The organism is Pseudoduganella sp. LjRoot289, assembly GCF_964252925.1.
Classification (GTDB): Bacteria; Pseudomonadota; Gammaproteobacteria; order Burkholderiales; family Burkholderiaceae_D; genus Rugamonas.
The window spans coordinates 173,068-195,134 of record NZ_CAXUPN020000002.1 but is presented as its reverse complement, the minus strand read 5'-3'; the positions used below and the strand labels follow the sequence as shown (position 1 = coordinate 195,134).

At 63.0% G+C, this 22,067-nt stretch carries 20 protein-coding genes; 12 read left to right on the top strand and 8 right to left on the bottom strand.

Translation table 11 applies throughout. The features are described from left to right. Positions 1-151 precede the first annotated feature (151 nt). The 7 genes from ACSQ8Y_RS29130 (at position 152) to ACSQ8Y_RS29100 (ending at position 10,415) form a co-directional block, all read left to right on the top strand. Positions 152-2,242: a tetratricopeptide repeat protein gene (locus ACSQ8Y_RS29130; RefSeq protein ID WP_436270066.1), complete on the top strand. Its 2,091-nt coding sequence runs from the start codon at positions 152-154 to the stop codon at positions 2,240-2,242. Positions 2,243-2,249: 7 nt separating this feature from the next. Further along, a complete protein-coding gene (locus tag ACSQ8Y_RS29125; protein ID WP_436270065.1) occupies positions 2,250-3,890 on the top strand; it encodes a glycosyltransferase family 4 protein in 1,641 nt (546 codons plus the stop codon). A gap of 52 nt (positions 3,891-3,942) precedes the next feature. Further along, positions 3,943-5,184 (top strand): glycosyltransferase, encoded by a 1,242-nt coding sequence (locus ACSQ8Y_RS29120; protein WP_436270064.1) that lies wholly within the window; start codon positions 3,943-3,945, stop codon positions 5,182-5,184. A 3-nt stretch (positions 5,185-5,187) separates the two neighbouring features. Next, a complete protein-coding gene (locus tag ACSQ8Y_RS29115) occupies positions 5,188-5,682 on the top strand; it encodes a hypothetical protein (RefSeq protein ID WP_436270063.1) in 495 nt (164 codons plus the stop codon). A 244-nt stretch (positions 5,683-5,926) separates the two neighbouring features. Continuing rightward, a complete protein-coding gene (locus ACSQ8Y_RS29110) occupies positions 5,927-7,699 on the top strand; it encodes a type I secretion system permease/ATPase (RefSeq protein WP_436270062.1) in 1,773 nt (590 codons plus the stop codon). Between the two features lie 8 nt (positions 7,700-7,707). Beyond that, a complete protein-coding gene (locus tag ACSQ8Y_RS29105; protein ID WP_436270061.1) occupies positions 7,708-9,066 on the top strand; it encodes an HlyD family type I secretion periplasmic adaptor subunit in 1,359 nt (452 codons plus the stop codon). 5 nt (positions 9,067-9,071) lie between these two features. After that, entirely contained in the window at positions 9,072-10,415 is a 1,344-nt protein-coding gene (locus ACSQ8Y_RS29100) for a TolC family outer membrane protein (protein ID WP_436270060.1), read from the top strand. A 70-nt stretch (positions 10,416-10,485) separates the two neighbouring features. On the opposite strand, the gene ACSQ8Y_RS29095 is transcribed toward ACSQ8Y_RS29100, so the two are convergent. The 5 genes from ACSQ8Y_RS29095 to ACSQ8Y_RS29075 all read right to left on the bottom strand — a co-directional run bounded on the left by ACSQ8Y_RS29095 (position 10,486) and on the right by ACSQ8Y_RS29075 (position 12,160). Then, positions 10,486-10,767 (bottom strand): helix-turn-helix domain-containing protein, encoded by a 282-nt coding sequence (locus ACSQ8Y_RS29095; RefSeq protein ID WP_436270059.1) that lies wholly within the window; start codon positions 10,765-10,767, stop codon positions 10,486-10,488. Then, on the bottom strand, positions 10,764-11,105 hold the full coding sequence (locus ACSQ8Y_RS29090) for a type II toxin-antitoxin system RelE/ParE family toxin (protein ID WP_436270058.1): 342 nt from the start codon (positions 11,103-11,105) through the stop codon (positions 10,764-10,766). Before ACSQ8Y_RS29090 ends, ACSQ8Y_RS29095 begins: the two co-directional genes overlap by 4 nt. A gap of 28 nt (positions 11,106-11,133) precedes the next feature. Beyond that, on the bottom strand, positions 11,134-11,310 hold the full coding sequence (locus ACSQ8Y_RS29085; protein WP_436270057.1) for a hypothetical protein: 177 nt from the start codon (positions 11,308-11,310) through the stop codon (positions 11,134-11,136). Between the two features lie 187 nt (positions 11,311-11,497). After that, positions 11,498-11,860, bottom strand: a complete 363-nt coding sequence (locus ACSQ8Y_RS29080; protein ID WP_436270056.1) for a HigA family addiction module antitoxin — start codon at positions 11,858-11,860, stop codon at positions 11,498-11,500. A gap of 9 nt (positions 11,861-11,869) precedes the next feature. Continuing rightward, entirely contained in the window at positions 11,870-12,160 is a 291-nt protein-coding gene (locus ACSQ8Y_RS29075; protein WP_436270055.1) for a type II toxin-antitoxin system RelE/ParE family toxin, read from the bottom strand. Positions 12,161-12,205: 45 nt separating this feature from the next. Between ACSQ8Y_RS29075 and ACSQ8Y_RS29070 the strand changes: the two genes are divergently transcribed. Beyond that, positions 12,206-12,976, top strand: a complete 771-nt coding sequence (locus tag ACSQ8Y_RS29070) for an Rpn family recombination-promoting nuclease/putative transposase (protein ID WP_436270119.1) — start codon at positions 12,206-12,208, stop codon at positions 12,974-12,976. A gap of 4 nt (positions 12,977-12,980) precedes the next feature. Here ACSQ8Y_RS29070 and ACSQ8Y_RS29065 read toward each other — a convergent pair whose 3' ends face one another. After that, positions 12,981-13,874 carry a sulfurtransferase gene (locus tag ACSQ8Y_RS29065; RefSeq protein WP_436270054.1) on the bottom strand — a complete coding sequence of 298 codons (894 nt, stop codon included), beginning with the start codon at positions 13,872-13,874 and terminating at the stop codon, positions 12,981-12,983. Positions 13,875-13,982: 108 nt separating this feature from the next. Between ACSQ8Y_RS29065 and ACSQ8Y_RS29060 the strand changes: the two genes are divergently transcribed. The 4 genes from ACSQ8Y_RS29060 (at position 13,983) to ACSQ8Y_RS29045 (ending at position 20,253) form a co-directional block, all read left to right on the top strand. Then, complete coding sequence (locus ACSQ8Y_RS29060) at positions 13,983-14,216, top strand: ParD-like family protein (protein WP_436270053.1); 234 nt, start codon at positions 13,983-13,985, stop codon at positions 14,214-14,216. Further along, the gene (locus tag ACSQ8Y_RS29055; protein WP_436270052.1) at positions 14,216-14,491 is read left to right on the top strand and encodes a type II toxin-antitoxin system RelE/ParE family toxin; all 276 of its coding nucleotides are present in this window, start codon (positions 14,216-14,218) and stop codon (positions 14,489-14,491) included. Before ACSQ8Y_RS29060 ends, ACSQ8Y_RS29055 begins: the two co-directional genes overlap by 1 nt. A gap of 68 nt (positions 14,492-14,559) precedes the next feature. Continuing rightward, positions 14,560-18,105, top strand: a complete 3,546-nt coding sequence (gene dnaE, locus ACSQ8Y_RS29050) for a DNA polymerase III subunit alpha (protein WP_436270118.1) — start codon at positions 14,560-14,562, stop codon at positions 18,103-18,105. A 282-nt stretch (positions 18,106-18,387) separates the two neighbouring features. Continuing rightward, complete coding sequence (locus ACSQ8Y_RS29045) at positions 18,388-20,253, top strand: DUF4214 domain-containing protein (RefSeq protein ID WP_436270051.1); 1,866 nt, start codon at positions 18,388-18,390, stop codon at positions 20,251-20,253. A gap of 6 nt (positions 20,254-20,259) precedes the next feature. On the opposite strand, the gene ACSQ8Y_RS29040 is transcribed toward ACSQ8Y_RS29045, so the two are convergent. Both ACSQ8Y_RS29040 and ACSQ8Y_RS29035 read right to left on the bottom strand, forming a co-directional pair. Then, positions 20,260-20,490, bottom strand: coding sequence for a DUF6139 family protein (locus ACSQ8Y_RS29040; protein ID WP_436270050.1), 231 nt, complete (start codon positions 20,488-20,490; stop codon positions 20,260-20,262). Positions 20,491-20,995: 505 nt separating this feature from the next. Continuing rightward, the gene (locus tag ACSQ8Y_RS29035) at positions 20,996-21,973 is read right to left on the bottom strand and encodes a VirK/YbjX family protein (protein ID WP_436270049.1); all 978 of its coding nucleotides are present in this window, start codon (positions 21,971-21,973) and stop codon (positions 20,996-20,998) included. Between the last annotated feature and the right edge of the window lie 94 nt (positions 21,974-22,067).

Here is a 22,067-nt window from a genome sequence, read left to right as displayed (position 1 = left end):
CGGAAGCCAGCGTACCGGCTACCGCTTCTGCCCCGGAATATCGGGGGCAAACAGTAAAACCCCACTGCTCGCAAGACCAGTGGGGTTTTTTTATGGAATGTCTTATACTGTGGCGCCGCCAAACCTTCCCATCCCTGACTTTCCATTTCGCATGAGCGCATCGCAATCCGACACCCAGCTGCTAGCCTCGGGCCACGCCGCCCGCGAAGCTGGACTATGGCAACAAGCCCTCGGGCACTACCTGCCGCTTGCTGCGCGCCGCGCGGAGGCCATCGACGCTTGGGTCGGTATGGCGCTCTGCCACGAACAGTTGGGCGACATCGGCGCCGCGCGCGCCGCGCTGGAAACCGCGCTGGCAAAACGCCCCGGCACCGCTTTCGTCCACCACCGCCTTGGCTGGCTGAGCTTGCAGGCGGATCAGTTCGAACAGGCTTTGCCCCACTTTGTGCGCGCTGTCGAATGCGCCCCTAATTGGTACGAACCGCAGTACGCCGCTGCCGTGTGCCACCAGAAGCTGCGACGTTATAGCCAGGCAATCGCCTGCTACGAACGGGCGCTGACACTCAAGAAGGATTACGCGCCGATCTGGTACCACGCGGCCAAAGCACTCAAAGACAGCGGTCAGCTTGAGGCGGCCCGTCCGTGCTACGCCAAGGCCTTAGAACTCGACCCTGGCTACGCGGATGCGCGCTACAGCCTGGGACTGCTCGACCTGCTGTGCGGCGACTGGCTCTCCGGCTGGGCGGGCTACGAGCTGCGTTCGGCGGGCTCGGACCGGGCGGGCCGCGAGCACGCCACTCATACCGGGCTGGCGTTCTGGCGCGGCGAAGCCGTCCCCGCCGGCAGTGCCGTCGTAGTCTATGCCGAGCAAGGCATGGGCGACGCCATCATGTGTTTCCGCTTCGCCGCAAAACTGCGCGAAGTCTTTGCCCGCGTTAAATTTGTTGAGACCGCGCCCTTGACGGGCCTGTTCCAGCGCAGCGCGCCTGCCGGCGTCGAAGTCGCCGTGCGCACCAGCGAAGCCATAGATGAGGCCGGTTATACCCATTATCTGTACAACATGAGTTTACCCGCCGTGTTCAAAGCCTCGCCCGCCACGGTGGCTGCCGCTCCCTACCTGCAGCCCGACCCCGAGCGCGTACGCGCATGGCGCCAGCGGCTGGCCGGCGATGCGCGTCTGAAGGTGGGCCTGGTGTGGAGCGGTGGTCAAGTGAGTCACGCTCCCGGCCGCAACATGCCGTTCGCCAAACTGGCGCCTTTGTTGGCCTTGCCGGGAGTGCACTGGGTTTCGCTGCAAAAGGACGAGGCAGCGCCCGCCGGCGCGCCGGTCTCGGATTGGATGGCCGAGTGCGCCGACATGGGCGACACCGCCGCGCTGGTGGCCGCGCTCGATCTGGTGATCGCCGTCGATACTTCGGTTGCTCACTTGGCCGGCGCTATGGGCAAGCCGATATGGCTGCTCAGTCGTTTTGAAAGCGAATGGCGCTGGATGTATCGTCAGTCGAACACGCCATGGTATCCGTCGATGCATGTGTTCCAGCAGAACACACCGGACGACTGGGCCGGTTTGATCGCACAAGTGCAGGCTCGCATCCTCTATAATTTCGCACCTGAACCGTCACCTTGCCAGACCTCCGCAATGAAAACCTTTCTCCATGTAGGATGCGGTCCCAAGCATAACGATCGTACGACCCGCGGTTTCAATACGCCCGAGTGGAAGGAGCTGCGCTTCGATATCGACCAGAAGGTCAAGCCTGATATTGTCGGCACCATGACCGACATGGCTGCGGTGGAGGATGGCATGGTGGACGCCATCTTTTCCAGCCACAACATTGAGTGCCTGTACCCGCACGAAGTGCCGGTTGCGCTCAAGGAGTTCCTGCGCGTGCTGAAGGATGATGGTTTCCTGGTCGTTACTTGTCCGGACTTGCAATCGGTTTGCGAACTGGTCGCGGAGGGCAAGCTGGTGGAGCCAGTATACGAATCCGGCGCGGGCCCCATCTCGCCGTTAGACATTCTCTATGGCCATCGTCCCGCTATGGCGTGCGGCAATCTGTACATGGCGCATCGTTGCGGCTTCACCGAGAAGGTGCTGTCTTCTACGCTGCATGAATGCGGCTTCAAGGTGGTCATCACCATGCGCCGCAAACACCCTTGCTACGACCTGTACGCAGTCGCCAGCAAGGGTCCGTTCACTGAAGAGGCCATCCGCGTGCTGGCCCAAGCCCATTTCCCATCGTAGGATTTCCATGACAAGTGCAGTTCCCTTTTCCATTTACTTTGCGGGTGACGCCTATTCCACCGCGAACAAGATCATGGGCCGCCAGAGCGCCGGCCGCGCCTTCATGCGCGGCGTTGCGCGCACTTGGCCCGATGAGATGGTGCACGGCACGGGCCAGGGCCGTCCGGCAGGCGAAGCCATGCTGCGCCAGTTGCAGGGCGACGGGTTCAAAGGCCAGTTGCGCTGGTCCGAACTTGGGGACTGGTCCAGCTTGGCCGAAGTGGGCTGCATGTACTACCCGTCGCCGGCGTCCAAGGATCTGGCCGCTTCGCGCAACAGCTATGACCCGGCCGCCTTCAGCATGATGGGCGTGACCTTCACGCTGTCGTCGAACGGCGCCACGGACCAGGTGGCCGATCTGATCCTGCCGCCATTCAAGCCATGGGACGCGATGATCTGCATTTCGAAGGCGGCGCTTGATTTCTCGACCGGCCTGCACGACGAAATGAAAGCCTGGTGGACGGCGCAGACCGGCGCCACCCGCTACAACACACCGCAGTTGCCGGTGATCCCGCTGGGCATAGACTGCCCGTCGTTCACGCCGCAGCCCGGCCAGCGCGCCAAGGCGCGCGCGGCGCTTGGCCTGGACGGCGACGCGGTCGCCTATCTGTTTGCTGGCCGCCTTTCCTTCCACGCCAAGGGCAATCCTGCGCCGATGTACCAGGCGCTGGAAAAAGTGGCGCAGCAAAAACCGGTGGTTTGCATTGAGGCTGGCGTGTTTCCCAATGACGAGATCCGCAAGGGCTTCATGGCCGCGCACCAGGCTCTGGCGCCGTCGGTGCGCTTCATCTGGGTCGATGGCAATGACGAGCAGGCTTACCGCCAGGCCTGGCAAGGCGCCGACGTGTTCGTGTCGCTGTCGGACAATATCCAGGAGACGTTCGGCCTGACGCCAGTCGAGGCGATGGCTGCGGGCCTGCCGGTGGTGGTGTCGGACTGGAACGGCTACAAGGAAACCGTGCGCGACGGTATCGACGGCTTCCGCGTGCCGACCATTTTGCCGCCGGCGGGCATGGGCGGCGATCTGGCCGCGCGCCACGCGCTGGGCATCGACAGCTACGACTATTACATCGGCCGCGCCAGCATGGCGACCGTGACCGACCCGGTCGCCCTGGCCGCCGCGCTGGGCAAGCTGGCCCGTGACCCGGCCTTACGCACTTCCATGGGCGCTGCGGCGCAGGCCCACGCCCATGCCGAATTCGATTGGCCGGTGATCCTGCGCCGCTACGCGCAGCTTTCCCTGGAACTTGGAGGATTGCGCGCTGCCGCCGGGCCGCAGGCCGCCGAACCGTGGGTGCAGCGGGCCGACCCGTTCAGCCGTTTCCGTCACTTCCCGAGCGCCACCATCCAGGGCAACTGGCTGGTGGTGGCGGCCCACGACGCGCCCGCACGCCTGAACGATATGGCCGGCCTGGCCATGGCCAACTACGCGTTCGACGCTGCCATGCTGCCACGCGCCACCATCGAGGCGGTGCTGGCAACGTCGGTCAAGCTTGGCGAGCAAAACGTCAACGCCTTGCTAGCTGCTGCGGGCACCGCCACGCCGGTCGGGGTGCGCGCGCTGATGTGGCTGTGGAAATTCGATTTGCTGCGCGCCCGCCCCGCCTGACCGGGCTGCCGCTATTTAGACGCTGTTTGATTACTGTATAAGAGACACCCCGATGCGCGTGCTGTTCATTCATCAAAATTTCCCTGGCCAGTTCAAGCACTTGGCGCCGTTGCTGGCCGCCGATCCGGCCAACGAAGTACTGGCATTCTCGCTGATGACCAACGCGCCCGACAGCTATCAGGGCGTACGCATCATTCGCTACGGTGTGGCGCGCGGTTCGACGACCGGAGTTCACCCTTGGGTACAGGATTTCGAGACCAAGGCGATCCGCGCCGAGGCGGCGTTTCGCGCCGCATTGGCGCTGCGCGAGACCGGCTTCGTACCTGACGTCATCATCGCCCACCCGGGCTGGGGCGAAAGCCTGTTCCTCAAGGAAGTGTGGCCAAAGGCAAAACTGGGCATCTACTGCGAGTTCTTCTATCATACGGAAGGCGCCGATCTGGGTTTCGATCCGGAGTTCCTGTCCACCGACCCGGGTGACCCGTGCCGTTTGCGCTTGAAGAACCTGAACAACCTGTTGCACTTCGAGACAGCTAGTGCCGGCATCTCGCCTACCGAATGGCAGGCCAGCACCTTCCCCGAACCTTTCCGCAGCAAGATCACGGTAGTGCACGACGGCATCGACACCGACGCCATTGCGCCGGACCCGAGCGTAAGGTTGACTTTTTCCGACGGCAGTGCGCTGACGCGCGCAGACGAGGTGATCACCTTCGTCAACCGCAACCTGGAACCCTACCGCGGCTATCACGTATTCATGCGCGCCTTGCCGGAATTGCTCAAGCGGCGCCCGAACGTGCATATCCTGATGGTGGGCGGGGACGACGTCAGCTACGGTGCGCGGCCGCCGAACGGCGGCAACTGGAAAGAGATCTTTGCCCGTGAAGTAAGGGACCTGATCGGCGATGCGGATTGGAAGCGCATTCATTTCATGGGTACGATTCCTTACCAGCATTTCATTCCGTTGCTGCAGGTTTCAACGGTCCATGTTTACCTGACCTATCCCTTCGTGCTCAGCTGGAGCTTGCTGGAAGCGATGAGTGCTGGCTGCGCCATTGTCGCCAGCGATACGGAACCGCTGCGTGAGGCCATCCAGCATGACATCACTGGCCGCATGGTGCCGTTCTTCGACGGCAAGGCGCTGGTGGATGAAGTCTGCTCACTGCTAGACGATCCGGCAGCGCGGGCGCGGCTGGGCAAGTCGGCGCGCGAATTTGCCCGCGCCAAGTATGACTTGCGCACCGTGGTCGTGCCGCGCCAGTTGCAGTGGGTGCGCGATCTCGCGCAGGCGGAGTAGGGCATGGAGCTGCAGCGCATCACCACGGAATACCTGCTGGCCGAAGACCGCGTGCGTCTGTCCGGCGTCGATGAGGCCGGCCAACCGGTGCTGATCTGGCTGACCCTGCGCATGTTGCAGCGCATGGTGCCTGCGCTGCTGCGGCGGCTGGAAGTGCCGGGTGCGCAGCAGCCCCACGCTGAAGTGATACAGGGCTTCGCCCAGCAGGCGGCGCGCGCGGCGCAGCAGCCTCAGCAGCGCGTGCAGCCGGGGCTGGACAGCCCTGCATGGGTGGCGGTCTCAGTGGATGTGGCCTTTACGCCGCAGGCTGCTAAACTAACCCTGCGCGGCCCGCAGCAGGAGTGCGCCAGTGTTATTTTGGAAATGCAGCCGCTGCGCCAGTGGCTCAATATACTGTACCAGGCCTACGGCACTGCCGAATGGCCGCTGGCAGTTTGGCCGGCCTGGCTGCGCGAAGATGGGCAGCCGGTTATGGCGCCCGGCGCGGTATTGCACTGACCGGGTGGGATATTGGCAGCCATGCCAGTGTTTGTCAGGTTTTTGCTTACTTGATCGGCTTTAAGGCCGCGCTTTGTAAAATTTGTGATGTGCATCACATTTTTTTGGATTTTTAGGCGATAATGTCACGTCTCGCGAAGATTCGTGTCGCTATCGGCTGTCTATACTGTTCGGTGCCGTACCGGCTCCAACATTTCCCGCCGTCTTTCCATGTGTTCCTTACTTGCCAGGTGCATGCTCCAAAATGAACAAGAAATTCCTCAATCCTAAAAACGAAATCGAGCAAGTCCTCGCTTCGTTCAAGAGCACCTTCTTCACCATCGGCGTGTTTAGCGCCATCAGCAATTTGCTGATGCTGGTGCCGTCGCTGTACATGATGCAGGTGTACGACCGCGTGCTGGCCAGCCGCAATGAGTTGACGCTGCTGATGCTGACCATAATGATGCTGGGCGCTTTCGCTTTCATGGCGGGCCTCGAGTTAATCCGTACCTTCGTGCTGATACGCGTCGGCGCCCGTTTCGACATGAAGATGAACAAGCGCGTCTACTCGGCGGCGTTCGAGCAGAACCTCAAGCGCCAGGGCGGCAATGCAGGCCAGTCGCTGAGCGACCTGACCACCATCCGCCAGTTCTTGACCGGCAACGCACTGTTCGCCTTCTTCGACGCGCCGTGGTTCCCTATTTATCTGATCATCATCTTCGTGTTCGAACCATATTTGGGCCTGTTCGCGCTGAGCGGCACGATCATCCTGGTGATCCTTGCCTACCTGAACGAGCGCGTGACGCACAAGCAGTTGTCGGAAGCGAATACCCTGGCTGTGGCCTCGAACGCTATGGCTGGCAATAATCTGCGCAATGCGGAAGTGATCGAATCGATGGGCATGTTGCCAAATCTGATGGGCCGTTGGTTCAAGCTGCATGGCCGCTTCCTGCATGTGCAGGCGGATGTGAGCGAGAAAGCAGGTAAGATCTCCGCCGTGACCAAGTTCGTGCAAGTGTCGCTGCAGTCCCTGATCCTGGGTTTTGGCGCACTGCTGGCCATCGAGGGAAAAATCAGCCCGGGCATGATGATTGCGTCTTCCATCCTTGTCGGCCGTGCGCTTGCTCCGGTGCAGCAGGTGATCGCAGTCTGGAAATCCTGGGCGACTACCCGCAGCGCCTATGAGCGTTTGACCCTGTTGCTAGAAGCCAATCCCGAACGCACCGCCGGCATGGAATTGCCGAAACCGACAGGCGCATTGGTTGTGGAAGGCGTGACCGCCGCGCCGCCGGGCTCGCAAGTAGCCGTGTTGAAGGGCCTGAGCTTCGCCATCAATGCAGGCGATGTGCTGGGCGTGGTTGGCCCTAGCGGTTCTGGCAAGTCGACGTTGGCGCGTCTGCTTGTTGGCGTGTGGCCGGCCGCCGGCGGCAAGGTACGCCTGGACGGAGCCGATATATACCAGTGGAACAAGGCGGAGTTGGGTCCGCACCTTGGCTATCTGCCGCAAGACATCGAACTGTTCGCCGGCACGGTGAGCGAGAACATCGCCCGCTTCGGTGAAATTGACCCGGAAAAGGTCGTGCTGGCCGCCAAGCGTGCTGGTGTGCACGACATGATTTTGCACCTTCCCAAAGGCTACGATACCCTGCTAGGCGACGCCGGTGGGGGGCTGTCTGGAGGCCAGAAGCAGCGCCTGGGCTTGGCGCGGGCCATGTATGGCGATCCGTCCGTGATCGTGCTCGACGAACCGAATTCCAACTTGGACGATGCAGGCGAACTGGCCCTGATCCAGGCGATTAATGATTTGCGCCAGCGCGGCAAGACCATCGTGCTGATCACGCACCGCACGAACGCCATTAGCGCCACCACCAAGCTGCTGCTGATTAACGACGGCAAACTCAGTATGTTCGGCCCAACTCAGCAGGTGCTGGCCAAGCTGCAGGAATCGAATCAACAAGCTCAACAGGCAGCCCAGGCACAACTGCAGGCGCAGCAACAGGCAGCCGCAGCCACTGCAGCCCCTGCCACCAGCGTATAGGAATCAGCATGAAAGCAATTGAAAATAAGGCGGCCGTAACTGAAGTCATCGCGCACGACGTCGAACCGTTGACCGTGCATACCGAATCGAAGAGCTATAGCAGGCTGGGCTGGCTTATCGTCCTGGTGGGCGTGCTCGGCTTCCTGCTGTGGGCTACGCTGGCGCCGCTCGACAAGGGTGTTCCGCTGAGCGGCACCGTGGCCAAGGAAAGCAATCGCAAGGCTGTGCAGCACCTGACCGGCGGCACCATCGAGCAGATCCTGGTCAAGGATGGCGACCAGGTCAAGGCCGGCCAGGTGCTAGTGCGCATGAACGCGGTGAGCGCCCGTGCCGGCGCGGAAATGACGCGTAGCCAGCTGATCAGCTTCCGCTCCACGGAAGCGCGTCTGGAAGCCGAGCGCGACAGTAAGAGCGGCGTGGGAATGCCAGCCGATCTGACCGCGTACAAGGATGATCCGCGCGTGATTGAAAACATGAGCTTGCAGAAGCAGTTGTTCAGCTCGCGCCGTTCGGCGCTGCAGAGCGAATTGGGTGCGATGGATGAGAGCGTTGCGGGCTTGAAGCTGCAAGTGAAGGGCCTGCAGGAGTCGCGCGACAGCAAGAAAATCCAGCTGGGCCTGCTCAAGGAGCAGCTCGACAATATGCGTGACTTGGCCAAGGAAGGCTATATCCCACGCAGCCGCTTGCTGGACCTGGAGCGTACCTATGCGCAGGTCAGCGGCCAGATTTCCGAAGATATCGGCAATATCGGGCGGGCCCAAGGCCAAGTGCTGGAGTTGAGCTTGCGCCGTATCCAGCGCACCCAGGAATACCAGCGCGAAGTGCGGACACAGCTGTCCGATGTGCAGAAGGAGGCTGAAAGCCTGACCAATCGAATGAAGGCACAGGACTTCGAGCTTGGCAATACGGAAGTGAAAGCGCCGGTCAGCGGCATCGTGGTCGGTCTGAATGTCTTTACCCAGGGTGGTGTGGTCGCGCCAGGGTTCAAGATGATGGACATTGTGCCGGTCGATGACGCTCTGGTTGTGGAGGGGCAACTGGCAATCAATCTTATCGACAAAGTACACACCGGTTTGCCAGTTGAGTTTATTTTCTCCGCGTTCAATACCAACAAGACCCCGCACATTCCGGGCGAGCTGATTCAGGTTTCGGCTGATCGCGCGGTCGACGAACACACCGGCCAGCCGTATTACAAGGTTCGTGCCCGCGTCACCCCGGCCGGCGCCAAGCTGATCGCCAGTCATAAGCTGAATATTCAGCCAGGTATGCCAGTCGACATGTTCGTTAAAACCGGCGAGCGCACCATGATGAACTACCTGCTGAAACCAGTCTTCGACCGTTCGAAGAGCTCGATGGCGGAGGACTAATCAAGATGGTCAAGCACCTTATCCCGCGCCGCCTCGCGTGCGCATTGTCGGCGGCCCTGATGCTGGGCAGCGGCGGCGCGCATGCGTTGGGCTTGCTGCAGGCATACGACCTGGCGCTGCAAAACGACCCTACCTACCGCGAAGCTTTCTACGACAGCGAAGCCGGCAAAGAGTATAAGACCCTGGGCCGTTCGGGCTTGCTGCCCAGCGTGCAAGGCAGCTACAGCGCCAGCAAGATCCACTCCGATCGGGATATCCTGCTGAGCAATGGCAAAAACCAGTTCGACCAGCCGCAGTATTTCAGCCGCTCGTCGGTGCTTCAAGTGCGCCAGCCGCTGTTCAACCTGGACGCGCTTGCGCGCTACAAGCAGGGCAAGGCGCAAAGTGAGTTCAGCGCCTACCGCTTCAACGCCAGCAGCCAGGAGCTGGTGCAGCGCGTGACGAGCGCCTACGTCGATGTGCTGTACGCGCAGGAGCAGCTGGCGCTGACCACGGTCCAGCGCGATACCTTCGCCGAGCAGCAAAAGGTCAATAAACGCCTGTTCGAAAAAGGCGAGGGCACGAAGACCGACATGCTGGAAACCCAGGCGCGCCTGGATCTGGCCGAAGCGCAGTTGATCGAAGCGGCAGATGGCTTGGCGACCAACAAGAACACCTTGGCCGCCATCATCGGCACCGAAGTGACGTCACTGGATCCGCTGGGGCCGAACTTCCGCATCATGCCTTTGCAGCCGTCCAGCTTCGAGGAATGGAAAGCGCTCGCGCTGAAAAATAACCCCGACCTGTTGTCGCAGCAGGCCGCCATCGAAGCGTCCCGCCAGGAGGTCAACAAGGCCAGGGCGGGCCACGCTCCGCGCCTCGATTTCGTCGGCAGCTACAGCAAGAGCACGTCGGAGACCTTGAACACGCTGAACCAGGACATCACCTCGCGCTCTATCGGTATCCAGCTGAACATCCCTTTGTATGCCGGCGGTGCGGTAAACGCGTCGTCGCGCCAGGCGGTGGCCAACTACGAGAAGGCCAAGGTTGAGCTGCAGAACAAGACCGACAAGGCGATGGTCGAGATGCGCAAGCAGTACAACCTGGTGCTGAGCAGCGTGGCGCGCATGGACGCGCTGGTGAAGGCGGTGGAGTCGGGCAAATTGCTGATGACGGCGACCGAGCAGAGCATCAAGGGCGGGGTGCGCATCAACCTCGACCTGCTCAATGCGCAGCAGCAGCTGTTCACCAGCCAGCGCGACCTGGCGCAGGCGCGCTACAACTACCTGCTGTCGCACATCCGCCTGCGCGCGCAGGCCGGCACGCTGAGCGTGGACGACGTGCGCGAGATCGGCGCTTACTTCCGCTGAGCGGATTCGGCATTTGCATACAAAACCGGAGCTACCCAGCTCCGGTTTTTTTTAAGCGGCGCTCATAAGGTCAGGCGGCGTCGTGCAGTTGCATTTCAACGCGCAGGCCGGCAGCCGCAGCCATGTTTACCAGCGCATCGATGGCGAACAGGTTGATTTTGCCGCGCATCAGATCGGAAACGCGCGGCTGGGTGACACCAAAGACTTTGGCAGCGTCGCCCTGGCTCAGCCCGGAGCGGGTGATGTAGCTTTTCAGCTGTATCATCAATTGGGAGCGTAGCTTCATGTTCTCCGCCTCTGCCGGGGTGTCCTCAATGGCATCCCAGACGCTGGCAAAACGTTGCGTGGTCATTTTCCCAACTCCTTTTTTAAATCTCGGTAGCGGTGCTCAGCCAAATCGATATCGTGTTTGCTGGTCTGTTTGGTTTTCTTCTGAAAGCAATGCAGCACATAGATGGCATCGGCAAATTTCGCCACATAAATGACTCGGAACGCGCCAGTCTCATCCCGAAGTCGTATTTCCTTAATCCCTGCACCGACGGCACCCATGGGTTTCCAGTCATCTGGATCTTCGCCGTTTTGCACGAGGTCAATTTGGTGCCCCGCTTCGCGTCTGGCAGACGCCGGAAAGGCGCGTAAATCCTCGAGGGAGCTACCTCGGAACTCTACTGGCTTCGGATGGTGGATCATGTAACAACTATACAAAATTTTGTATTGGCTAGCAAGTGGCGGCTTGCTCCGGGGAGCCTGGCAATGTATTGGTGGCGCTGTTCCCGTGCACGCGTTCGGGCCTTGCCCGGCAGTTGATGCCGGCCTTGGCGTACATGACGGTTGGCTGCAGACGCAAGGTAGCGAGGCGCTGCTGCGCGCCGTCACGCGCTGGGTAGTTGGCCATTTGCGGCCTGATCCACGTTGAGCACCCCGGCTAGCGTTTTTTGTGACATGCCGCGTGCACGGCGCAACTCCGCAAGGGGAAGTTCCGCTAATAGCTGCCGGTAGAGCGCGCATATGCCGTCAAGGGCATTAAATACGTGGCCCGGTTGTGATTCGCCGCAAGATCGTCGACGCGCCGCTGCAATGCTCTAAGCGGCCTGCTCGGGCAAGTCGGTGTAGCGTTGCATTTTCGCTAGAGTGTGCCGCAGGCCGGCGCGAGCCGCTTCCAGATCGTACTGGGCCTGCAGGCGCAGGAAAAATCCATCGGTCAGATTGAAGAAGTGGCAAAGCCGCAGGTCGGTATCGGCGGTGATGGCGCGCTTGCTCGCGACGATGGCGCCGATGCGCTGCGCTGGTATGTCGAGTAATTTTGCCAGACGGTACTGCGAAATCTGCAATGGGTCGAGGAATTCGCTCTTCAGAATCTGCCCCGGCGCGAGGGACGGGATGAGATTGCCGGTGGCAACGTCCGAAAAATCGATTTCATGAAGTTGGGTTCGGTTAATGGTCATCGTTGCCGCCTAGTGATAATCGCAAATTTCAATATCGGTGGCGCGGCCAGTCTGGTCGTCAAAGTTGAAGCAAACGCGCCACTGCCGATTGATGCGTATGCTCCATTGGCCTTTGCGTTTGCCAGTCAGTTTTTCCAGCATGTTACCGGGCGGAACACGAAGATCGCTTACCTTCAACGCAGCGTCAATAAGGCTCAGTTTGACACGTGCCAGCGGCTGGACTTCACGTGGGAACTTCCTGACTTCCAAGCCAGCGAAGACCGCAGCCGTCTCCTTGTTTTTGAAGGACTCAATGGGCATGGTTTGATAGTAACGCGGCGCGTTACTGCCGTCAAATTCTGAGGGATAAAGGACGCTTCGCGGCCGGAACGCTGGATGGCGCTGCGCATGCAGGTCTATGCGGGCCTGCTGTACCAGGAATTGCTCAAGCAGCGCAGTTGGGCTCGAAAAACGCTGCTGCCACCGCTATTGCCGGTGGTGATCTACAGCGGTGCTGCGGCGTGGCGCGCTGCCGGCGCCATGTCGGCGCTGCGCGGGCCGACGGCCGCTGGCTTGCGGCGATTCCAGCCGGAGCAGCGCTACCTGCTGGTGGATTTGGCGCGGCAGGCGGCGCTTTGCTCCGGGGAGCCTGGCAACGTCTTGGTGGCGCTGTTCCAGTGCACGCGTTCGGGCCTTGCCCGGCAGCTGATGCCGGCCCTGGCGTACATCGACGGTTGGCTGCTGACGCAATGCAGCGAGGCGCTGCTGCGCGCCGTCACGCGCTGGGTGGTTGGCCATTTGCGGCAACGCTTCAAGGGGATTACCATATCCACGAACAGTACGTTGGAGGAGGTACGCACCATGCATGTCAGAGAATTCGCCACGTTTACTGACCAGTTGAAATTTGAAGTGGAGCAGGAGTCGCTGAAGAAAGGTCGCAAGCTGGGCCGGCAGGAAGGCCTGCAGGAAGGCTTGCAGGCGGCTCGCCGCATTTTGATCCGTTTGCTGGAGCGCGATAGCGGGCCGCTTTCGGCAACTACCATCGAGAGGGTACGTGCAGCCGAACCCGATCAGTTGCAGGAATGGCTGGACCAGGTCATTGACGGGAAGCGCCCGGTGGCGCTTCTCGAACCGTAGGAAATTACGCGGCGGCCTGCGTGCCGTGGCAGTGCGGGCAGGACACGCCGTACACGTACTGCTCGGACAGCTGCTCGCGCGGCGTGACCACGGCGCGGCAGGCGAAGCACTGGGTGGTTTCCACCGCTTCCAGCTGCGGGTTGAGCGCGGTGCGGTAGTCGAATACGAAGCAGTCGCCCGTGTAGTGGGCGCCGCCCACTTCCTCGAAGTACTTCAAAATGCCGCCTTCGAGCTGGTACACATTGTTGTAGCCGATGTTCTGCATGTGGATCGCCGCTTTTTCGCAGCGGATGCCGCCGGTGCAGAAGGTGACCACGGTCTTGCCTTCGAAATCGTCCTTGTGGGCGGCGATCACTTCCGGGAACTCGGTGAACTTCTTGATGCGGTAGTCGACCGTGTCGGTGAAGGTGCCGACGTCCACTTCGAAGTCGTTGCGGGTGTCCACCATCACCACCGGCTTGCCGGCGTCGTCGTGGCCCTGGTCCAGCCAGCGCTTGAGCGTGTGCGCTTCGACGAAGGGCGCGCGGCCTTCCTCCGGCTTGATCAGCGGCATGCGCATGGTGATGATCTCTTTCTTGATCTTCACCAGCATGCGCTTGTGCGACTGCTCGGCCGACACGCTTTCCTTCACTTCCAGGTCGGCCAGGCGGGCGTCGCTGCGCACCCAGGCCAGGTACTGGTCGATGTCGGCGCGCAGGCCGGACAGGAACATATTGATGCCTTCCGGCGTCAGCAGGATGGTGCCTTTCAGCTTCAGTTCGGCGCACTGGGCCTGGTACTGCGGGCGCAGCTCTTCCAGGTTCTCGAGCGTGATGAATTTATAGGCAGCGATGTTGACATACGGGGTCGCCGTTGCTGCGCCGGCCGGTGCGGGCGCGCTGGAGGTGTGAGCTTGCATGGTGCGTTTTCAGGAAAAAGCGGGAACAGCCGCTATTATAAGCTGCCCGCGCCCGGTACCCCCAAATCGGCGCTATACTTCAACCACAATTGTGGTAAGGAGGTCGCCATGGCAGCAAGTACGTCAATCCGTATCAATCAGGACTTATACGACCAAGCCAAGCAAGATGCGCTGACAGAGCATCGCACCATTGCCGGGCAAATTGAATTTTGGGCCAGGGTTGGCCGGGCAGCGCTCGACAATCCTGATTTACCCGTCAGTTTCGTGGCCGAGTCCTTGGCTTCGCTGGCCGAGCCGCGCGAGCAGGCGCTGCCCTTTGTGCCTCGCAGCAAGCGCGGATAATGTGGGCGGTCCAACAGACCCGGCGCTTCGCCCGCCAGTACAAGAAGCTGCACGACAACACCGCTGCCGATGTGGATGACGCGGTGGCCAGGCTGCAGGGCGAACCGGAACTTGGCGAGCAGAAAAAAGGTGATCTGGCACAACTGCGCGTGTTGAAATTCCGCAGTGCGGGGCAGCTTTACTTGTTGGGATATACGCTGGATCAAGGCGTGAATTTGATCTATTTGGAAGCTGTCGGTCCGCACGAGAATTTTTACCGCGATCTCAAGCGGTGATTCGGCCCGGCCGCCCCGGCAAGGTAAAATAGCGCCTCATTGGAACACTGGCGAGCAGCGGCATGAATATGATGGTAATCGAACAAGCAGGTGATGTGGCGGCAGCGGCGCCCGAGCCGCAGGGCCCGGCCTTCGTCCACCTGCGGGTGCACTCGGAATATTCGATCGTGGACGGCCTGGTGCGGATCGACGACCTGATCGCTACCGCCGCCAAGGACAAGCAGGCGGCGCTGGCCGTCACCGACCTGGGCAACCTGTTCGGCATGGTCAAGTTCTACAAGGCGGCGCGCGGCAAGGGCATCAAGCCGGTCGTGGGCTGCGAAGTGTGGATCACCAACGACGATAACCGCGAAAAACCATCACGCCTGCTGCTGTTCGCGAAAAACCGCATGGGCTACCTGCAGCTGTGCGAGCTGCTGTCGACCGCCTGGCTCACCAACCAGTACAAGGGCCGCGCCGAAATCCGCACCGAGTGGCTGGCCGACCGCGCCGGCAAGACCTACCCGCTGCTGCCCGGCGAACGCACCGACGACGGCCTGATCGCGCTGTCCGGCGCGCAGTACGGCGACATCGGCGCCGCGCTGGACAACGGCAACGCGGAGCTGGCCGAGCGCCAGGCGCGCAAGTGGGCCGCCATCTTCCCGGGCCACTTCTACGTCGAGGTCCAGCGCGCCGGCCAGGCCAACCAGGAGGCGCAGGTGCGCCATTCGGTGGCGCTGGCGGCCAAGCTGGGCTTGCCGGTGGTGGCCACGCATCCGGTGCAGTTCATGTCGCAGAGCGAGTTCATCGCGCACGAGGCGCGCATCTGCATCTCGGACGGCGAGATGATCGCCAACGCCAAGCGCGTCAAGCGCTACAACGAGCAGATGCGCTTCCTGACGCAGGCCGAAATGGGCGCGCTGTTCGCCGACCTGCCGGGCGCGCTGGCCAACTCGGTCGAAATCGCCAAGCGCTGCAACCTCACGCTCACGCTGGGCAAGCCGCAGCTGCCGGACTTCCCGACGCCGGAAGGCATGACCATCGACCAGTTCCTGGTGGCCGAGTCGCAGCGGGGCCTGGAGGCGCGCCTGGTGCATCTGTATCCGGACCCGGAAAAGCGCGAGCAGGAACGCCCGCGCTACGAGGCGCGCCTGAAGTTCGAGACCGACACCATCTGCAACATGAAGTTCCCCGGCTACTTCCTGATCGTGGCCGAGTTCATCCAGTGGGCCAAGGAGAACGGCGTGCCGGTGGGGCCGGGCCGGGGTTCGGGCGCGGGCTCGCTGGTGGCTTACTGCCTTTTGATTACCGACCTGGATCCGCTGAAGTACAACCTGCTGTTCGAGCGTTTCCTGAACCCAGAACGCGTATCGATGCCCGACTTCGATATTGACTTCTGCCAGGAAGGCCGCGACCGCGTCATCCAGCACGTGAAGGACCTGTACGGCCACCACGCCGTGTCGCAGATCGCCACCTTCGGTACCATGGCGGCGAAAGGGGCCATCCGCGACGTCGGCCGCGTGATGGACTTCGGCTATATGTTCTGCGACGGCGTGTCCAAGCTGATCCCGTTCAAGCCGGGCAAGCCGGTCTCGATCGCGGAGGCGATCGAGGAGGAGCCTATGCTCAAGGAGCGTCAGCAGAACGAGGAGGAGGTGCGCCAGCTGCTGGACCTGGCGCAGCAGGTCGAGGGCATCACCCGCAACATCGGCATGCACGCCGGCGGCGTGCTGATCGCCCCGGGCAAGCTGACCGACTTCTGCCCGCTGTACACGCAGGGCGGCGACGGCGGCGTGGTGTCGCAGTACGACAAGGACGACGTGGAGGCCGTGGGCCTGGTCAAGTTCGACTTCCTGGGTCTGACCACGCTGACCATCCTGGACCGGGCGGTGCGCTACATCAAGGACCTCGACCCGAAAGAGGCCGATTTCGACCTGGCCAAGCTGCCGCTGAACGACCGCCCGTCCTACGAGCTGCTGACCAAGGCCAAGACCGTGGCCGTGTTCCAGCTTGAGTCGCGCGGCATGCAGGGCATGCTGAAGGACGCGCGTCCCGACCGTTTCGAGGACATCATTGCGCTGGTGGCGCTGTACCGTCCGGGCCCGATGGACCTGATCCCCGACTTCTGCAAGCGCAAGCACGGCGAACGTTTCGACTATCCCGATCCGCGCACCGAATCCATTCTGTCCGAAACCTACGGCATCATGGTGTACCAGGAGCAGGTGATGCAGATGGCGCAGATCGTCGGCGGCTACTCGCTGGGCGGCGCCGACATGCTGCGCCGCGCGATGGGTAAGAAAAAAGCCGAGGAGATGGCCGAGCACCGGGAAATCTTCCGCGCCGGCGCCGCCAAGGACGGCTTGACGGCCGAGAAGGCCGACGAGATCTTCGACTTGATGGAGAAGTTCGCGGGCTACGGCTTCAACAAGTCGCACGCGGCAGCCTACGCGCTGCTGTCCTACCACACGGCCTACCTGAAGGCGCACCATCCGGCCGCGTTCATGGCGGCCAACATGTCGCTGGCCATGGATGACACCGAGAAGGTCAAGATCCTGGTCGAGGACTCGATCGACATCTGCGGCCTGACCATCCTGCCGCCGGACATCAACCAGTCGGCCTACCGTTTCCGTCCGGACGGCGAGGCGCCGTCGGTCACCAACAAGAAGGTCACCAAGATCCGCTACGGCCTGGGCGGCGTCAAGGGCGCGGGCCAGAACGCGATCGAGGCCATCATCGCCGCGCGCGAGGCGACCGGGCCTTTCGTCAGCCTGTTCGACTTCTGCAAGCGCGTGGACAAGAAGCAGATCAACCGCCGCACCATCGAGGCCCTGATCCGCTCCGGCGCTTTCGACTGCCTGGGCGTGGACCGCGCCGTGCTGCTGGCCTCCGTCACCTTCGCCATGGAGTGCGCGGACCAGGAGGCCAAGGCGGTCAACCAGGTCAGCCTGTTCGGCGGCGACGATTCCGACCTGGTGGCGCCGCCGGAATACGTGAAAGCGGCGCCCTTCACCGACCGCCAGAAACTGGCCGAGGAAAAGGTGGCGCTGGGCTTCTACCTGTCCGGCCACATGTTCGATTCCTACGCGCCGGAAGCGCGCCGCTTCTCGCGCACCAAGCTGGCGGACCTGGAACCGTCGCGCGACCCGCGCATGATGAGTGGCGTGATTACCGGCATCCGCCCGCAGATGACGCAGCGCGGCAAGATCTACATCCTGACGCTGGACGACAAGAGTGCGGTGCTGGAAGTGACCGTGTACAGCGAGCTGTTCGACGAGAACAAGCGCATGTTCAAGGAGGACGAGTTCCTGGCCGTGGTGGGCAAGGTGTCGGAGGACCGCTTCTCGGGCGGCCTGCGCATTTCGGCCGAGAAGGTGTACGACATCACCGCCGCGCGCATCCAGTTCGGCAACCAGATGGGCTGGACCATGCCGACCACGGTGGCCGCGGCCAAGCTGCAGGAAGTGCTGACGCCGCACCGCGACCCGAACGGCCTGGCGGTGGCCATGCGCGTCAAGCCGCAGGGCATAGACTGCGTGGTGCAGCTGGGCGAGGAGTGGCGCGTGGCGCCGTCGGACGCGCTCAAGCTGGCGCTGGAGACGGTGCTGGGCGCGCGCGAAGTGGCCGTCGAATATTGAGGCGCGAAAGGCTTGCGTACCTGTCGTTCCGCATCGGCGGACCGCCGCGCAGGGTGTAGCAGGGAATTCGTGGGGCACGCCCCACGCCTGCGGAACGACTTGCGGCAGCAAGGGGAATCTATAGGGCACCTCGAATAACCGCCAACTTGTCATTCCCGCGCACGCGGGAATGACAAGTTGGCGGTTATTCGAGGTACTCATCAGTGCTTTGCAATTGACTTTGCCATGGCGGCGGGAAATACTGGGCTACCTGTCCAGCTAACCCTTTACTTTAGAAGCGCCATGGCTACTGTTACCGACGTCACCACCGCACTGCTCTCCGGCCTGAACCATATCGACGCCTTGCTCGATGACGGTCCGGGCTGGAATTACCTGGCGCCGTCCACCGCCAACACCATCACCTACACCTTCTCGACCGCCAGCGGCCTGCAGACGGGCAACACCAACATCCAGGGCGCGCCGCAGGCCTTCACTGCCGCGCAGCAGGCCGCCACGCGCGAGGCCCTGGCTTACCTGAGCACCATCACCGGCGTCGTCTTCACGGAAACCACCAGCGGCACGGCGGCCAAGGTGCACTTCGCCAACGTCGACATCGCCGGCGCGTCCACGTCCGGCCTGTGCAGCTGGTCGTCCAGCTATTCCTACAACAACGCCAACACGGTCACGGCCTACAACGCCAGCGCCTACGTCTACCTGGACAATGTGCAGTGGGGCAGCCAGAACTCGGTGCTCTCGGGCGGCGAGGGACTGGAAACGCTGCTGCACGAAATCGGCCACATGATGGGCTTGAAACATCCCTTCGAGGGCGACATCCAGCTGCCGGACGCGACCGACAATTCGGCCTACACGCTGATGTCGTACACGAGCTCGGGCGGCCCTTACCCGAGCTATAGCCAGTACGACCTGGCCGCGCTGAAATGGCTGTACGGCGGCGACGGCCTGGGCGGCGCCCTGGGCGTGGGCTCGACTGGCGGCGGCCGCTATTTCACCGGCACCAACGTGGCCGACACGCTGACCGGCACGGCCGCCAACGACGCGCTCGAGGGCGGCGCCGGCGACGACACGCTGGACGGCGGCGCCGGCACCGACACCGCGGTCTACACGGGCGTGTTCGGGGCCTACACCGTGGTGCAGGAAGACGCCATCAACTGGACCGTCAGCGGCTCGGAGGGCCTGGACCGGCTGCGCGGCGTCGAGCTGCTGCATTTCGGCGACGTGACGGTGGACCTGGCCAGCCTGGACAGGATCGCGCCGCTGGCGCCGGTGCTGGTGTTCACCAAGGACGGCAGCGCGGCCGCCAGCGGCAACCATCCGCTGTTCAGCGGCACGGCCGAGGCGGGTTCCACGGTGGAGTTGTTCAACGGCTCGGCCAGCCTGGCCACGGTGGCCGTGGACGCCACCGGCCTCTGGAGCGTGCGGCCGGTCGCGCTGGCCAACGGCAGCTACAGCGTGGCGGCCAAGGCCACCGATGCGGGCGGCAATGTGTCGCCGGCGTCGCTGGCGCAGTCGTTCACGGTGTCGAGCAGCCTCAACCAGGTGGGCACGGCGGGCGCGGACACCTTGTCCGCCACCGCCGGCATCAACCACCTGGACGGCGGGGCCGGCACCGACACCGTGCTGTACGCCGGCACGCGCGGCGGCTACACGGTGGCGAAAACCGCCTACGGCTACACCGTGGCCGACGTGTCCGGCCCGGGCGCCACGGACCTGCTGGTGAACAGCGAGCGCATCAAGTTCGCCGACAAGAGCGTGGCCATCGACATCGACGGCCTGGGCGGCCAGGCTTACCGCATCTATCAGGCCGCTTTCAACCGCGCGCCGGACCTGTCCGGCCTGGGCTACTGGATCGCCGTCATGGACGAGGGCGTGAGCCTGGGCGGCGTGGCGGGGCGCTTCATGGCCAGCGCGGAGTTCGCCGGCCTGTACGGCAGCACCACGCCGGGCAACGACGTGCTGGTCACGCAGCTCTACAGCAACGTGCTGCACCGGACGCCGGACGCGGGCGGCTACGCCTACTGGATGAATATCCTGAACACCGGCCTGGGCAGCCAGGCCACCGTGCTGGCCGAGTTCAGTGAGAGCGCGGAGAACAAGGCGCAGGTGATCGGCGCCATCCAGAACGGGTTCGAGTACACGCCCTACATCTAGCCGCCGCTACATGTCCTTCAGGCTGGTGATGGCGTAGCCTTTCACGCCGATCTGCTGGTAGGGCTGTTCGATATGGAAGTCGGGCAGGGTGTCGGCGCCGTCGTCCACCTCCAGCGCCAGCCTGGCCGCTTGCCAGTCGGTGCTGATGGCTTCCTGGGGGATAGGTTTGCCTTCTGGAACGGCCAGGTAGGAAAACAGGCCGTCGTGTTCGGGTCGTCGGTAAATGTCCAGTCGCATCGCAAATCTCCTTGTGGGGCGGGTTGTGAGCTTACTTGCTGCGATTCTACCGCTTCGGAGCGGCCTGTGCGCGCCGCGTACGCCTGTCATTGCGCATCGGCGCCGCCGCGCACGCCTGTCATCGCGCAACGGCACCCCGCCGCGCACGCCTGTCATTGCCATCGGCGCGCCGCCGCGCACGCCTGTCATTGCCATCGGCGCACCGCCGCGCACGCCTATCATTGCCATCGGCACCCCGCCGCGCACGCCTGTCATTGCGCAACGGCACCCCGCCGCGCGCGCCCGTCATTGCGCAACGGCACCGCCGCCGCGCGCGCCTGTCATTCCCGCGAAAGCGGGAATCCATAGGCCGCTTCCTTGCCGATGATGCATGGATTCCCGCGTGCGCGGGAATGACAAATATGGATCCCCCTTGCTGCCGCAAGTCGTTCCGCAGGCGTGGGGCATGCCCCACGAATTCGCTGTTCTACACTGCGCGGCGGTCCACCGATGCGGCATGACAGGCTTAGGCGGCGGCCAGCAGCAGTTCCAGGTCCGGTTTCATTCCCAGTGCCAAGTCTTGCTCAGCCGCCAACGCCTCTGCGCCGACAGTCGCGCCGCGCGGCTGGGCGATGCCGTCCACCACGGCCATTGCCACGGCGGCCAGCAGTTCGTGCCGCTTGCGCGCCTCCGAACGCTTCTTTGATGCGATCTCTTCCATCACCGGCGCGTGCAGCGGGCCGCAGGGCAGCGCGTAGTCGCCGTCGCTGCGCGGCTGGGCCCCCATCTCGCGCCAGAAGCCATTGTAGTCGGCGTGCACGCGGCCCTTGCGGATCTGCTTGAGCACGGCACGGTTGTCGTTGCCCACCAGTAGCACCTGGCTGCAGCCGTAGGCGTAGCCGAGCTGCTGGACCAGGCGCAGCAGCAAATTCTTCGGGCGCAGGCCGTGCAGCTCACGGGTCGCTTCGCGCCCCAGTTCCAGTCCGGCGCCGCATTGCGGCCCCTGCAGGCAGCCGACGCCGACGCTGGCCTGCGCGCCGTCGGCCAGGAAGGAAAACGCCACCGCATACACCAGCGCCTGGCCGCGCCGCAATTGCAGCACCAGTTCGCCTTCGCGCTCCATCGGCACGATGGCGCGCAGCTCGACGTGGTAGCGGACGCCGGATTTGCCTTCGAAGCTGGCCAGCTCGACCCCGCCGCGCGCAGCCTGCGCCACGGTGGCGGCCAGGTCGTACTGCAGCACGAAGCGGTAGTGCGCCACCAGGGCGGCCAGGCGCTGGGGCCGGTTCAGGCGCTGGCTCAGGTAGGGACGGTAGATCTTGTGCAGCAGGCGCGGCTGAATGTGCGCCAGTTCGCGCAGCGCGGCATGCGAGTTGAGCATGTCCAGCCAGCCGCGCGTGAGCAGCGGATAAGCCAGCGCCCGCAACTGCAGCTTGACGGCAGCGCAGGCCACCGAAGGAAGGGATTTCCGTTCCAGCCCGGCACGGAGGGTGATAGCCTGCATGTTGTTCGGTACTCCAAAGATCGCGGTAAGGGGACGGCTAGGGCTGGGCCGGAAGAAACACTGCGTTACAATCAGAAATATTAGCGACACCTGC

Excerpts from the sequence above, each read along its gene's own strand:
- ACSQ8Y_RS29055 (WP_436270052.1), top strand. The coding sequence starts at position 14,216 with ATGTGGGCGGTCCAACAGACCCGGCGCTTCGCCCGCCAGTACAAGAAG.
- ACSQ8Y_RS29105 (WP_436270061.1), top strand. The coding sequence starts at position 7,708 with ATGAAAGCAATTGAAAATAAGGCGGCCGTAACTGAAGTCATCGCGCAC.
- ACSQ8Y_RS29040 (WP_436270050.1), bottom strand. The coding sequence starts at position 20,490 with ATGCGACTGGACATTTACCGACGACCCGAACACGACGGCCTGTTTTCC.
- ACSQ8Y_RS29125 (WP_436270065.1), top strand. The coding sequence starts at position 2,250 with ATGACAAGTGCAGTTCCCTTTTCCATTTACTTTGCGGGTGACGCCTAT.
- ACSQ8Y_RS29090 (WP_436270058.1), bottom strand. The coding sequence starts at position 11,105 with ATGATCCACCATCCGAAGCCAGTAGAGTTCCGAGGTAGCTCCCTCGAG.
- ACSQ8Y_RS29080 (WP_436270056.1), bottom strand. The coding sequence starts at position 11,860 with ATGACCATTAACCGAACCCAACTTCATGAAATCGATTTTTCGGACGTT.
- ACSQ8Y_RS29075 (WP_436270055.1), bottom strand. The coding sequence starts at position 12,160 with ATGCCCATTGAGTCCTTCAAAAACAAGGAGACGGCTGCGGTCTTCGCT.
- ACSQ8Y_RS29060 (WP_436270053.1), top strand. The coding sequence starts at position 13,983 with ATGGCAGCAAGTACGTCAATCCGTATCAATCAGGACTTATACGACCAA.
- ACSQ8Y_RS29100 (WP_436270060.1), top strand. The coding sequence starts at position 9,072 with ATGGTCAAGCACCTTATCCCGCGCCGCCTCGCGTGCGCATTGTCGGCG.
- ACSQ8Y_RS29065 (WP_436270054.1), bottom strand. The coding sequence starts at position 13,874 with ATGCAAGCTCACACCTCCAGCGCGCCCGCACCGGCCGGCGCAGCAACG.
- ACSQ8Y_RS29085 (WP_436270057.1), bottom strand. The coding sequence starts at position 11,310 with ATGGCCAACTACCCAGCGCGTGACGGCGCGCAGCAGCGCCTCGCTACC.
- ACSQ8Y_RS29120 (WP_436270064.1), top strand. The coding sequence starts at position 3,943 with ATGCGCGTGCTGTTCATTCATCAAAATTTCCCTGGCCAGTTCAAGCAC.
- ACSQ8Y_RS29130 (WP_436270066.1), top strand. The coding sequence starts at position 152 with ATGAGCGCATCGCAATCCGACACCCAGCTGCTAGCCTCGGGCCACGCC.
- ACSQ8Y_RS29045 (WP_436270051.1), top strand. The coding sequence starts at position 18,388 with ATGGCTACTGTTACCGACGTCACCACCGCACTGCTCTCCGGCCTGAAC.
- ACSQ8Y_RS29115 (WP_436270063.1), top strand. The coding sequence starts at position 5,188 with ATGGAGCTGCAGCGCATCACCACGGAATACCTGCTGGCCGAAGACCGC.
- dnaE (WP_436270118.1), top strand. The coding sequence starts at position 14,560 with ATGATGGTAATCGAACAAGCAGGTGATGTGGCGGCAGCGGCGCCCGAG.
- ACSQ8Y_RS29110 (WP_436270062.1), top strand. The coding sequence starts at position 5,927 with ATGAACAAGAAATTCCTCAATCCTAAAAACGAAATCGAGCAAGTCCTC.
- ACSQ8Y_RS29095 (WP_436270059.1), bottom strand. The coding sequence starts at position 10,767 with ATGACCACGCAACGTTTTGCCAGCGTCTGGGATGCCATTGAGGACACC.
- ACSQ8Y_RS29035 (WP_436270049.1), bottom strand. The coding sequence starts at position 21,973 with ATGCAGGCTATCACCCTCCGTGCCGGGCTGGAACGGAAATCCCTTCCT.